10 protein-coding genes and 1 pseudogene are annotated in these 12459 nt (G+C 74.3%); 3 read left to right on the plus strand and 8 right to left on the minus strand.

Going from position 1 to position 12459, the window contains the following annotated elements; translation table 11 throughout:
* Together L615_RS12670 and L615_RS12675 are read right to left on the minus strand one after the other, a co-directional pair.
* A pseudogene (locus L615_RS12670) lies at positions 1-946 on the minus strand (oligopeptidase B); the annotation flags it as partial.
* Positions 947-956: 10 nt separating this feature from the next.
* Positions 957-2300, minus strand: a complete 1344-nt coding sequence (locus L615_RS12675) for a DNA polymerase IV (RefSeq protein ID WP_145725285.1) — start codon at positions 2298-2300, stop codon at positions 957-959.
* Positions 2301-2432: 132 nt separating this feature from the next.
* Between L615_RS12675 and L615_RS12680 the strand changes: the two genes are divergently transcribed.
* Together L615_RS12680 and L615_RS12685 are read left to right on the plus strand one after the other, a co-directional pair.
* Positions 2433-3491, plus strand: coding sequence for a DUF4192 domain-containing protein (locus L615_RS12680; RefSeq protein ID WP_145725286.1), 1059 nt, complete (start codon positions 2433-2435; stop codon positions 3489-3491).
* A 19-nt stretch (positions 3492-3510) separates the two neighbouring features.
* A complete protein-coding gene (locus L615_RS12685; protein ID WP_028654335.1) occupies positions 3511-4971 on the plus strand; it encodes a glutamate--cysteine ligase in 1461 nt (486 codons plus the stop codon).
* Positions 4972-4989: 18 nt separating this feature from the next.
* Here the strand turns inward: L615_RS12685 and L615_RS12690 are convergent, their stop codons facing one another.
* Positions 4990-5418 carry a hypothetical protein gene (locus L615_RS12690; protein ID WP_036516636.1) on the minus strand — a complete coding sequence of 143 codons (429 nt, stop codon included), beginning with the start codon at positions 5416-5418 and terminating at the stop codon, positions 4990-4992.
* Between the two features lie 69 nt (positions 5419-5487).
* Here L615_RS12690 and L615_RS12695 point away from each other — a divergent pair, with 69 nt between their 5' ends.
* A complete protein-coding gene (locus L615_RS12695) occupies positions 5488-6303 on the plus strand; it encodes a sulfurtransferase (protein ID WP_145725287.1) in 816 nt (271 codons plus the stop codon).
* A gap of 37 nt (positions 6304-6340) precedes the next feature.
* Here the strand turns inward: L615_RS12695 and L615_RS12700 are convergent, their stop codons facing one another.
* The 5 genes from L615_RS12700 to L615_RS12720 all read right to left on the minus strand — a co-directional run bounded on the left by L615_RS12700 (position 6341) and on the right by L615_RS12720 (position 12445).
* On the minus strand, positions 6341-8383 hold the full coding sequence (locus tag L615_RS12700; protein ID WP_028654332.1) for an SDR family oxidoreductase: 2043 nt from the start codon (positions 8381-8383) through the stop codon (positions 6341-6343).
* Positions 8384-8427: 44 nt separating this feature from the next.
* Positions 8428-9408, minus strand: a complete 981-nt coding sequence (gene sepH / locus L615_RS12705) for a septation protein SepH (RefSeq protein ID WP_051485425.1) — start codon at positions 9406-9408, stop codon at positions 8428-8430.
* A 157-nt stretch (positions 9409-9565) separates the two neighbouring features.
* Complete coding sequence (locus L615_RS12710; RefSeq protein WP_145725289.1) at positions 9566-9955, minus strand: YchJ family protein; 390 nt, start codon at positions 9953-9955, stop codon at positions 9566-9568.
* Entirely contained in the window at positions 9952-11259 is a 1308-nt protein-coding gene (locus L615_RS12715) for a D-arabinono-1,4-lactone oxidase (RefSeq protein WP_028654330.1), read from the minus strand. The genes L615_RS12710 and L615_RS12715 overlap by 4 nt, the downstream gene beginning before the upstream one ends.
* A complete protein-coding gene (locus tag L615_RS12720; protein WP_145725290.1) occupies positions 11240-12445 on the minus strand; it encodes an MFS transporter in 1206 nt (401 codons plus the stop codon). Before L615_RS12720 ends, L615_RS12715 begins: the two co-directional genes overlap by 20 nt.
* Between the last annotated feature and the right edge of the window lie 14 nt (positions 12446-12459).

Below are 12459 nucleotides of genomic sequence, written 5' to 3' on the forward strand. Positions count from 1 at the left end.
CGGGCCCGTTGGCGTTGTGCAGGACCAGGAACCGGTCCTCGCCGCCGATCACGGCGTGCTCGAGGGAGTACTCCACGCCCTCGGTGCGGGCGGCGAAGAGCACCGGCCGCGCGTCCGGGTCGTCGGCGTCGAGGACGTGGAACTCCGAGGTGGTCTTGGAGCTGGCCGCGACCACGACGTAGCGGCGGCTGCGGGTGCGGCCGACGCCGACGAAGTAGCGCCCGTCGGGCTCGTGGAAGACCAGCTCGTCCTCGGCCTGCGCGGTGCCGAGCCGGTGCCGCCAGACCTTGTCGGGACGCCAGGCGTCGTCGACGGTCGTGTAGTAGAAGTGGTCGGCCGAGCCGCCCCAGGTGACGCCGCCGAGTACGTCGGTCAGCACGTCCTCGCGCAGCTCGCGGGTGGACAGGTCGAGCACACGCACGGTGTAGCGCTCGTCGCCGACCACGTCGGTGGCGTAGGCGAGCAACCGGTCGTCGGGGCTGACCGACGACCCACCGAGCGAGAAGAAGTCGTGGCCCTCGGCGAGCTCGTCGAGGTCGAGCAGGACCTCCTCGCCGGGCAGGGCCGGCTCGTCCGGGCGGGCGTCCGCGGCGGGCTGCGGGGGAGTCCAGTCGTCGGGGTCGGTGACGGCGACGCGGCAGGTGGCGCCGTACTGGCGGCCCTCGAAGGAGCGGCCGTAGTACCAGAACCCGCGCACCCGGGTGGGCACGGACAGGTCGGTCTCGAGGGTGCGTGACTTGATCTCGTCGAAGATCCGCCCGCGCAGCCCGGCGAGGTGGGCGGTGCGCGCCTGGGTGTACGCGTTCTCGGCCTCGAGGTGGGCGAGGACGGCCGGGTCCTCCTTCGCGCGCAGCCACTCGTACTCGTCGGTGCGGGTGTGGCCGTGGTGCGTGGTCGTGACCGGACGCTGGTCGGCGCGGGGAGGAACAGGCTGCACGTCGGACACGCGCCGAACGCTACTGCTCGTCTGGTTGGTCCGCGTCCGGCGGGCGCCACCTCGACAGCACCGGGTCGTCGAGGGGGAAGGAGCGCACCGGGCCGGGTGGGGTGTCGGCGGTCTCGAAGCGCACCGTCACCACCCCGCGGCCCGAGCCCCACACCCAGCCGCGGCCGTGCTCGGCGTGCACCACGTCCATGCCCGGCGCCCACGTGGTGCCACGGGGGCGGGCGCCGGCCTCCTCGACCTCCTCCACCGGCGGCAGGTCCGGCTCCGCGGACTCCTCGGTGCTCGCGAAGAGGTCCTCCTGCACCCAGTCGGCGAGGCCGGAGACGCCGACGCCGAGCAGCCGGACGCCGCCGGAGGTGTCGAGGTCGGCGAGCAGGGTGCGGGCGAGGCGGGCGATGGTCGCGGCCTCCTCGGTCGGGGCGGGCAGCGTGGCCGAGCGGCTCAGGGTGGTGAAATCGTACATCCGCACCTTGAGCGACACCGTCCGTCCCGACAGCCCGTGCTTCTTCAACCGGCGGGCGACCTCGCCGGCCTGGCGCACGACGATCGCCTCCATCTGGCGGCGGTCGGTGAGGTCGTGCTCGTAGGTGCCCTCGACGCTGACCGACTTCGCCTCCCGGTCCGGTACGACGGCGCGGTGGTCCTGCGCACGGGCCAGCTGGTAGAGGCCCTGGCCGAGCGCCCGGCCGACCTGGCGCACCAGCTCGTCCTCGCTGACCCGCTCCAGCTCGCCGACCGTGTGGATGCCCGCCCGGCGCAGCCGCTCGACGGTCGCCGGGCCGACGCCGGGGATGACGCCGACGTGCATCGGGCGCAGCAGCGCGAGCTCGGTGCCGGGCTCGACGACGACCAGGCCGTCGGGCTTGCGCAGGTCGCTGGCGATCTTGGCGAGGAACTTCGAGCTGGCGACGCCCACCGACGCGGTGAGGCCGCCGGTGACCTCGCGGACCCGGGAGCGCAGGTCCTCGGCGAACGCGGTGACCGTGGGCACCTCGAGGTCGGCGAGGCCCTCGGCCTGCTCGAGGTCGACGAAGGCCTCGTCCAGGGACAGCGGCTCGACCAGTGGCGATGCCGAGCGCAGCAGCCCCATGACGGCGGCGCTGGTGGCGCGGTAGGCCTCGAACCGGCCGGAGAGGTAGGCCGCGTGCGGGCAGCGGGCCCGGGCCTCGCGGGTCGACATCGCCGAGCGGACCCCGAACTTCCGGGCCTCGTAGGACGCGGTCGACACGACACCGCGCCCGCCCACGCCGCCGACGACGACCGGCTTGCCCCGCAGCGAGGGCTTGTCCCGCTGCTCGACGGCCGCGAAGAACGCGTCCAGGTCGAGGTGGAGGATCGAGGCCCGGTCTCGCACGGCGTCACGATAGATGCCAGCACTCCCAGGACCGTCCCCCAGTGGTCCACAGGGGAGCCGCGGGGTGGGCTCGTGCACAGGGCCGGGCGCGCAGCGGGCCCGACGTCGGGCCCGGCGGCGAACCTGCCGTGCATGACCGCGACACCGCAGACCCCGCCCACCCCGCCCACCCCGCCCACCCCGCCGCGCGCGTCCCTGACCGCCCGCTGCCCGGAGGACCTGCTGGCGATGGCGCCGGCCGTCCTCGGGTTCTGGCCCGAGGAGTCCGTCGTGATGATGACCTTCGGCGCGCCACGGCCCTTCCACGCCCGGCTCGAGCTGCCGCCCGCCGACCACGTCGACCCGTGCGTGCTGCTGGAGGTCGAGGAGCGCCTCGCCGGCACCGCGCAGCTGCACGGGGCGCAGGCGGTCGTGCTGGTCTACTTCACGGCCGACACCGCCGCGGCGCAGACCGTGCACGACGCGCTCGGGCCGGCCCTCGGGAGCCGGGGGGTCGAGGTGGTCACCGCGCTGGTGGCCGACGGGTCGCACTACGCCGCAGTCGCACCGGGCGGGTGGCTCGGTCCGTGGTCGTCGTACGACGTGGAGGCGCACGCCTTCGTCGTGCAGGCGATCGTCGACGGCCGGCTGCAGCACCGCAGCCGCGACGACATGGTCGACTCCCTCGAGGCGGTGCCGGCCTGGGTCGAGCCGGTGCGCGACGCGCTGCTGGCCAGCGGCCTGCCGGACCGGGCCGGTCCGGTCGACGGGCGCACCGTGCGCCGCGAGGGGACCTGGACCGAGGCGCTCGTCCGACGGGCGGTCGCAGGCGACACCGTGCCGGGGCCCGCCGAGCTCGCCCGGCTGCTGTGGTGGCTGCAGGTGACCCGGGTCCGCGACGCGGCGTGGTCGGTGATCGACCGGGCCTCGGCGGTCCACCACGTCCGGCTCTGGACCGCCGTGCTCCGCTCCGCGCCGGAGCAGCTGGCCGCGTCTCCGGCGATCCTGCTCGGGTGGTCGGCGTGGCAGGCCGGCGACGGCGCTCAGGCCTGGGCGGCGATCGACCGGTGCCGCCGCGTCGACCCCGGCAACCGGCTCGCCGAGCTGCTCGACCGGCTGCTCGACCAGGCCGTCCCGCCCGACCTCTGGGAGGGGCACTTCGACTGGACGCTGGGCCTGCCCGTGGACACGTCGCGTGCCGACCTTGGGTGACAGGCCCTACTGTCTGGGCATGGGTGATGACGTCGCCGCACAGGAGTTCACGCCTGCCGACCGGACCCGCTACCGGGAGAAGGTCCGCCGCTGCCTCGACGTGTTCGAACGGATGCTCCGCGAGTCCGCCTTCGACGCCGACGACCCGTGGACCGGGATCGAGGTCGAGCTCAACCTCGTCGACGAGGCGGGCGACCCCGCCCTGCGCAACGACGAGGTGCTCGACGCGATCGACGACCCGGGCTTCCAGACCGAGCTCGGGCAGTTCAACATCGAGCTCAACCTGCCTCCGGGCCCGCTCGCCGACGGTGGGCTGACCGAGTGCGAGGAGCGCCTGCGCACCAGCCTCAACGCGGCCGAGGAGCGCGCCGAGGCGGTCGGTGCCCACCAGGTGATGATCGGGATCCTGCCGACGCTCGCGCCCGAGCACCTCACGGCCGAGGCGATCAGCACCAACCCGCGCTACATGCTGCTCAGCGAGCAGATCCTCGGTGCCCGCGGCGAGGACATCATGATCGACATCCACGGCGTCGAGCGCCTCCAGCGCCGGGTCGACACGATCATGCCGGAGGCCGCCTGCACCAGCACCCAGTTCCACGTCCAGGTCAGCCCGGAGCGGTTCGCGTCGTACTGGAACGCCTCGCAGGCCATCGCCGGCGTGCAGATCGCGGTCGGCGCCAACGCGCCCTACCTGCTCGGCAAGCACCTGTGGGCCGAGACCCGGATCCCGCTCTTCGAGCAGGCGACCGACACCCGTGCCGAGGAGCTCAAGGCCCAGGGGGTGCGCCCGCGGGTGTGGTTCGGCGAGCGGTGGATCACCTCGGTGTTCGACCTGTTCGAGGAGAACGTCCGCTACTTCCCGGCGCTGCTGCCCGTCATCGACGAGGAGGACCCGCTGACCGTCCTCGAGGCCGGCGGCACCCCGAACCTGTCCGAGCTGCGCCTGCACAACGGCACCATCTACCGCTGGAACCGGCCGGTCTACGACATCAGCGACGGGCTGCCGCACCTGCGCGTGGAGAACCGGATCCTCGCTGCGGGGCCGACTGTCGTGGACACCGTCGCCAACGCCGCCTTCTACTTCGGCCTGGTCCGGGCGCTCGCCGAGCAGGACCGGCCGCTGTGGTCGCAGATGTCGTTCAGCGCCGCGGAGGAGAACTTCCACACCGCCGCCGAGCACGGCATCGACGCCGAGGTCTACTGGCCCGGCGTCGGCCGGGTCCGCGCCACCGAGCTGATCCTGCGCCGGCTGCTGCCGCTGGCCCACGAGGGCCTGGCCGCGTGGGGCGTCGGTGCCGACGAGGCGCACCGCTACCTCGACCTCATCGAGCAGCGCTGCCTCAACGGCACCAACGGCGCGGCCTGGTTCGCCAGGCAGATGCAGCAGCGCCGCCACGAGGACCGCTACGACGCGCTGCGGGCCGTGCTGGGCGAGTACCGCCGGCGGATGAACGACAACCAGCCCGTCCACACCTGGTGACCGGCTGCCCGCGGGGCGTCAGCCGCCGCGGACCCGGCTCCACGACCGACCGGCGCCCGAGCGCGGGTCGTGCCACGCCCGGCGGGTGACGACCACCAGGTCCAGGCGCACCCCGAGCTCGCCGGAGGCGGCGCCGACGGCGGCCGCCCACGCCAGGTCCTCGGTGTCCGGGCCCTCGGTCATCCGGGTCAGCCACACCAGCGGCACCTGCTCACGGTCGAGGAACAGCCGCGCCATCGCCTCGACGACCTCCGTGCGCAGTGCCAGGTCGAGCCGCTCCTCGGGGGCGGCCTCGAACGAGCGCTGCTCGCCGCGCGGGATGCCGACGTGCAGCACCGGCGGGTAGCACCGGCGCCGCTCGGCCTGCGCGTGGTCGCGCACGGCTCCCCGCAGCACCCGCTGCAGCAGGGTGGGGAGCGGTTCGTGGAGCCCCGGGCCGGACGGCATGCGGCGAGCCTGCCCGATCCGGCCGAACGCCGCGGGCGTCCTCCACAGGTGGCCGGTTAGGTTGCTGCCATGACCTCGCCCCTCATCGCCGTGGACGAGCTGGCCGGCCGCCTCGAGGAGGTCACCGTCCTCGACGTGCGCTACCGGCTCGGCGGGCCGCCGGGTCCGGAGGAGTTCGCCGCGGGCCATGTGCCCGGTGCGTCGTACGTCGACCTGGGCGCCGCCCTCGCCGGGCCGCCGGGCGCCGGCGGTCGACACCCGCTGCCGGCGCCGGACGTGTTCGTCGCCGCCATGCGGGCCGCCGGGGTGTGCAACGACCGCCCGGTCGTGGTGTACGACGACTGGTCGGGCAACGCCGCGGCCCGGTGCTGGTGGCYCCTGCGCCACCACGGCCACCGCGACGTGCGGGTCCTCGACGGCGCGTGGCCGGCCTGGCGGGCGGCGGGCCTCCCGGTCGAGCAGGGTGCCCCCGCCCCGGCAGCGGAGCCCGGGAGCTTCACGGGCGAGCCGGGTGCGATGCCCGTCGTCGACGTGGCGACGGTCCGCGACGCAGGCGTGCTCGTCGACGCCCGCGCCCCGGAGCGCTACCGCGGCGAGGTCGAGCCGGTCGACCCGGTGGCCGGCCACATCCCCGGCGCGGTGAACCTGCCGAGCTCGGCCAACCTCGGCCCGGACGGTCGGTTCCGTCCGGTCGCCGAGCTGGCCGAGGCCTACGCGGCGGTCGGCGCCACCGCCGGTGCCGACGTCGCCGTCTACTGCGGATCGGGCGTGACCGCCGCGCACGACGTGCTCGCGCTCGAGGTCGCCGGCGTGGCTGCGGCGCTCTACCCGGGCAGCTGGAGCGAGTGGGTCGCCGACCCGGACCGGCCGGTCGAGACGTCCTGAACCGCCCGGGCGCACGGCGGCGCCGGCCGGTGGGCGGCTACCAGTGCACGCCCCGGAAGAGCTGGGCCAGCAGCATCTGCTCGGTCTCGCGGTGGTTCGCGGTGGGCGCCTCCTCCGCGGCCGCCGCGGCCTGGGAGGCCGGCTTGCGGCCCTTCGCCGCAGCCGAGTCCGGGAACACCTGGTAGGCGAGGTTGAGCACCCGGAAGGCGGTGCGCGGGGCGATCGTGTGCGCCAGCTCGCCCGCCGTGCCGAGGGCGGTGTTGATCTCGTGCGGCTTCTCGACCAGCGCGCGCACCACGATGTCGGCCGCCTGGGCCGGCGAGATGGTGGGGAACTTGTCGTAGATCTTCGTCGGCGCGATCATCGGCGTCCGCACCAGCGGCATGTGCACGTTCGTGAAGGTGATGCCGTGCCCGACCACCTCGGAGGACACCACGTTGCTCCACGCGTCGAGGGCGGCCTTGGAGGCGACGTAGGCGGAGAACCGCGGCGGGTTGGTCTGCACGCCGATGGAGGAGATGTTGACGATGTGGCCCGAGCGCTGCGCGTGCAGCTGCGGCATCAGGCCCATCACCAGCCGGATCGCGCCGAAGTAGTTGAGCTGCATGGTGCGCTCGAAGTCGTGGAAGCGGTCCTGCGAGAGCTTCAGCGACCGTCGGATGGAGCGGCCGGCGTTGTTGATGACGTAGTCGACGCTCGGCAGGTCCGCCACCAGCTGCTCGCACAGCCGGTCGATCGCCTCGAGGTCGGACAGGTCGCAGGGGAAGACGTGGGCCTGGCCGCCGCGGGCCTCGATGACGGCCCTGGTCTCCTCGAGCTTCTCCTTGCCTCGGGCGACGAGCACCGGGATGCCCCCGGCCTGGGCGACCTTGAGTGCGACCACCTTGCCGATGCCCGACGACGCGCCGGTGATCACGACGGTCTTGCCCTTGAGGGCCGCCCGCGCCTTGGGGTCGCGCCCGACGCTGTCGTCGAGGTGCTCCTCCCAGTAGCTCCACAGGGTGCGCACGTAGGTCTCCAGCGGGGGCACCGAGATGCCGGAGCCCGCCAGCGCCTTCTCGGTGGTGCGGGACTCGAAGACCGGCGCGAAGGAGGAGTGCGCGAGCGCCTCGGCCGGCATCCCGAGGCGGCCCAGGGTCTGGTCGAGCAGCAGCTGCGCGGGCGCGGAGCGGACGACCGAGGTGAGCACGTTGAGCGGGCGCAGCGGCCGGGGGAGCAGCGACACCGGGCGCGAGGTGACCTTGCGATCGACCGGCGTGGCGAACCGGGGTGCCCCGGCGGCCGCGCAGAACGCGTTGAGCATCTCCACGACCGGCTGCGGCTCCGGGTTGACCAGGTGGAAGGCCTCGCCGTCGCGGTCGGGCAGGTGGGCGAGGTGGTCCATCGCCTTGGCGACGTAGTCGACGGGCACCATGTTGGTGTCGCCGAGGTCGACGCCGACCAGCGGCAGCCACGACGGCAGGTGGTCGCGCAGGCGCTTGATCAGCGGGAAGAGGTAGTAGGGCCCGTCGACCTTGTCCATCGCGCCGGTCTCGGAGTGGCCGACCACGATCGCCGGGCGGTAGACCCGCCACGGCACGGTGGCCTCGTCGCGGACGATCTTCTCCGACTCGTACTTCGTGCGGTGGTACGGCGAGGGGAGCGGCTGGCCCTCCTCGAACATCGACTCGTCGAACCGCCCGTGGTAGTCGCCGGCCGCGGCGACCGACGACACCTGGTGGAAGCAGCCCGCGCGCAGCGAGTCGGCCAGCGCGAGCGCGTGCCGGGTGCCGTCGATGTTCATCGCGTCGTTCGTGGCGTCGTCCGCCGTGATGTCGTAGATCGCGGCGAGGTGGAAGAAGTGGTCGATGGTGCCGGCGTGCTCGGCCACCCACGCCGGGTCGACGCCGAGGCCCGGCTGGCTGAGGTCGCCGACCACGGGGCGTACCCGGTCGGACCTCCACTGCCGGGCGAGGGCCTCGAGCCGCCCGAGCGACGACTCACGGCACAGCACGTGGATCGGACCCTCGCGGTTCTCGACGAGCTCGGTGATGAGGAAGCGCCCGATGAAGCCTGTGGCGCCGGTCACGAAGTAGGCCATGCGCGCACGCTACGCGCTTTTGGCCCGGCTGGGTCCCCCTGGATCTAGGAGTCGGCGCCGCCGAACATGATCTCGTCCCAGCTCGGGACGGAGGCGCGGCCGCGCTTCTTCTGCACCGGCCGGCGGTGCTTGGCGCGCTCCGCCTCCGTGTCGCGGGCGACCGCCTCGTCGGCGGTGGCGCGGATCGGCTCGTCGAGCGGTGCCGGGGCCGGCGGCTCCTCGGCCTCGGTCGGCAGCTCGAGGACCTGGTCCACGTCGTACGCAGCGCCGAGCGGGAGCGCCTCGGACGGCGCCTCGCCGCCCAGCGGCAGCTCCTCCGGGACGGCGGCCAGCCGGCGCTCGCGCACCTGCTGGAGGTCGTCGCGGGCCGGGGCGGCCGGCTCCGGGAGCACGTCGCCGACCAGCCAGCGGGCGTCGTCGTTGTCGGACAGGGCGTAGTTGCCGGGCGCGTCGTAGGTGAACCGTGCGGTGCCGCTGCGACCCTCGGTGGTGTAGGTGGCGGTCAGCACCCAGCGGCCGGTCTCGCGGCGGTAGGCGTCCCAGGCCACGGCCGCGGGGTCGGCACCGAGCGAGCGCAGGTGCGCCGCGACCGCGTCGCCGAGCACGCGGCTCTGGGTCGGGGCGCCGCCGCCCTCGCCGGGCGTGCGGCGCAGCGAGGCCTTGAGCGCACGGCCGGCCACGTGCTCGCGCTCGGCCAGCACCGGCGCGACGTAGGGCATGATCGCGTCCACGGTCGTCCCGGCGGCCTCGGCGACCGTCTCGGGGGACTCGCCGGCCCGGATGCGGGTCTGGATCTCGCGCGGACGGATGCTGCTGCTCATCTTGGTCTCCAACGGGCCGACGCGGGTGGTCTCGGTGCGCACCGCGGCGCGCAGGTCAGGCGTGATGTCGAGGGTGAACTCGGCGCCCTGGTCGTCCACCATCAGCAGGCGCCTGCGGTCGGGGGACGTCCCGGCCAGGGTGAGCCGGACCGTGTCGGGGCCCGCGGCGTCCTGCGCCGTGCCCGTCTCGTCCTGCTCGGTCACTCGTCGTCCTCGGGGATGTGCTGGGTCTGGTGCTGCCTGCTCCGGTGCCGCCGAGCCTACGCCTGCCAGCGGCCCGGATCGGGTTGCCCGCCCGGCGTGTGGGTGATCTGTCGACATTTTGTGAGCCGCGTCTCCGGTCACGACCCGCCCGCCTCGCTCACGACCAGGTCGCCTTCCCGCGGACGTACTGCCAACCGGCCGCGTCCCGGCGGAACCGGCTCACCTCGTGCAGCACCCCCGGCTGCCCGTCCAGCTCGTGGTGGGCGCGGAACTCGACCACCCCGCGCCGGTCCTCCGGGCCGCCGCCCTCGGTCGCCAGCACCTCGAGACCGGTCCAGCGGACCCCGTCGTCCAGGTCGAGGGTCTCCGGCCGGGTCGCCGGGTGCCACGTCTCGAGCAGGTACGCCGCCAGACCGACCACGAACGCGGAGTACCGCGAGCGCATCAGCTCCTCGGCGGTCGCCGGCCGGGCCGAGCCACGGTGGAACGGGCCGCAGCAGTCGTCGTACCCGCGGCCGGTGCCGCACGGGCAGGCGGCGCGGGTCATCGGCCGAGCACGCGGTCGAGGTAGGGGTTGGCGAACACCCGGTCCGGGTCGAGGCGGTCGCGCAGCGCGGTGAACTCGCCGAAGCGGGGGTAGCGCTCGGCCAGGTCGGCGGCGTCGAGCTGGTGCAGCTTGCCCCAGTGCGGCCGTCCGCCGTGCTCTCGCACCACCGACTCCATGAGCGCGAAGTAGGCGGTGTGGTCGGCGTCGCGGTGGGTGTGGAACGCGAGGTAGAACGAGTCCCGGCCCGAGGCGGTGGACAGCGCCACGTCGTCGGCCGGCGCAACCCGGATCTCGACGGGGAAGGACACCCGCAGCCCGGAGCGCTCCAGCGCGGTGCGGCACTCCCGCAGCGCGTCGAGGCCGACCTCGCGGGGCACGGCGTACTCCATCTCCCGGAAGACCACTCGCCGCTCGGTGGTGAACACCCGGTGGGCGACGTCGGTGTAGGTGCGCGGCCCGAGCAGCCGGGAGGCGAAGCGGTTCGCGGCGGGGATCGCGCGCGGCACCCGGTTGAGCAGTGCGGTCTGGGCGCCGAAGACGGTGTTGGCGAGCAGGTCGTCGTCGAGCCACGCCCGCCAGCCGGGCAGCGGCTCGGCGGCGTACAGGTCGGTGCCGACCCGGGTGTTGCGCTTGGTCAGCATGCGGTCGGAGTGCGGGAACCAGTACATGTCGACGTGGTCGTGCTCCGCGGTGAGGTCGTCGAACGCCGCGAGGGCGTCGTCCCACGTCATCGGGCGCTCCTCGGCGCGCAGCAGGAAGAGCGGCTCGACGGCGAAGGTGAGCGTGGTCAGCACGCCCAGCGCGCCGAGGCCGACCCGGCCCAGGTCGAACAGGTCGGCGTTCTCGTCGGCCGAGGCGCGCAGCACCTCGCCGGTGCCGGTGACCAGCTCGAGCCCGGCGACCTGGGCGGCGAGGCCGGCCGCCCGGCCGCCGGTGCCGTGGGTTCCGGTCGACACCGCCCCGGCGAGGGTCTGCTCGGCGATGTCGCCCATGTTGTGCAGGCTCAGCCCGAGCCGCTCGAGCTCGGCGTTGAGGACCTTGAGCTGGGTGCCGGCCAGTGCGGTCACGGTCATCGCGTCCCGGTCCACCGCGACGATGCCGCGCATCCGGTCGGGGCGCAGGTGCACGTCGCGCGGGGTCGCGATGCCGGTGAAGCTGTGGCCGGTGCCGGCGGCCTTGACGGTGCGGCCGGCGGCCCGCGCCGAGGTGACGACCTCGACGACCTCGGCCGCGTCGGCCGGGGTGACGGCCTGCAGGCCGCTCGCGGACTCCAGCCCGGACCAGCTACGCCAGCTGCTGCTCATGGACCGGGAGGGTAGCCGGGACCCGGGTCGCGAGCGCGCCCATCAGGGCGAGCAGGCCACCGGCGGCGCAGACGACGTACGCCGGCGAGGCGCCGTGCGCGTCGATCAGGACGCCCGCGACCGCGGCCCCGGGGGCGAGACCGGCGGCGAGGCCGGTCTGGATGAACGCCATGCCCTCGGTCAGCCGGGCGGCCGGGAGCACCTGCTCGGCGAGCGACATCGCCGCGATGAGGGTGGGGGAGATAGCCAGTCCGCCGACCAGCAGCACCACGCCCATCACCGCCAGGGACGGGACGAAGGGGAGCGGTGCCATCGCGACCAGCATCCCCAGGGCGCCGTACCTCAGCCGGACCAGCGGCCCGCGCCGCCAGGTGATCGCCCCGGAGACGACGCCGGCGACCAGGCTGCCGAACGCCCAGATCGCGAGCAGGAAGCCGGCCGCGGCCTTGTTGCCCTCCTCCTCGGCGAACGCCACGGTGACCACCTCGGCAGCGCCGAAGAGGACGCCGAGCGCCGCCGAGACGACGGTCAGCGGCGCGATCGCCGACCACGGGATCGGCGGGCGGGCGCCCGTGTCCTCCACGCGGGCGTGGACCGGCGGCTCGGTGCCGCGCTGGGCGGCGAAGGCGAAGGTGCCGACGGTGCCCGCCACGAGGGCAGCCGTCAGCCCGGCGACGGGGTGCACGCCGGTGGCGAGCATCGTCACCGCGACCGGGCCGACGAGGAAGACGGTCTCGTCGGCGACCGCCTCGAAGGAGAACGCCGTGTGCAGCCGGTCGGGGCGCTCCGCCAGGGTGTGCGACCAGCGGGCCCGCACGCAGGTGCCGACCGAGGGGAGCGAGGCACCCGCCACGGCCGCGAGCAGGTAGGKCGACCAGCGCGGCCAGTCCCACTCCAGGGAGCCCATCGCGAGCGCCAGCCCGACGCCCCAGACCGTGATGACCACCGACAGCACCCGGCCCTGGCCGAGCCGGTCGATCAGCCGGCCCTGCGGGATCGCGAACAGCGCGTTGGCGATCAGCGCCACCGCCGAGACGGAGCCGGCGAAGCCGTAGGAACCGGTCTCGTGCTCGGCCAGCAGGACGATCCCGAGGCCGACCATCGAGATCGGCAGGCGCGCCACGAGGCCGGTCAGGCTGAAGGCTGCGGTGGCGGGGCTGAAGATCTGGCGATAGGTCTGCAACATGGGGCTTTCATCTT

Source organism: Nocardioides sp. J9 (genome assembly GCF_007829375.1).
In the GTDB taxonomy this organism is placed as follows: Bacteria; Actinomycetota; Actinomycetes; order Propionibacteriales; family Nocardioidaceae; genus Nocardioides.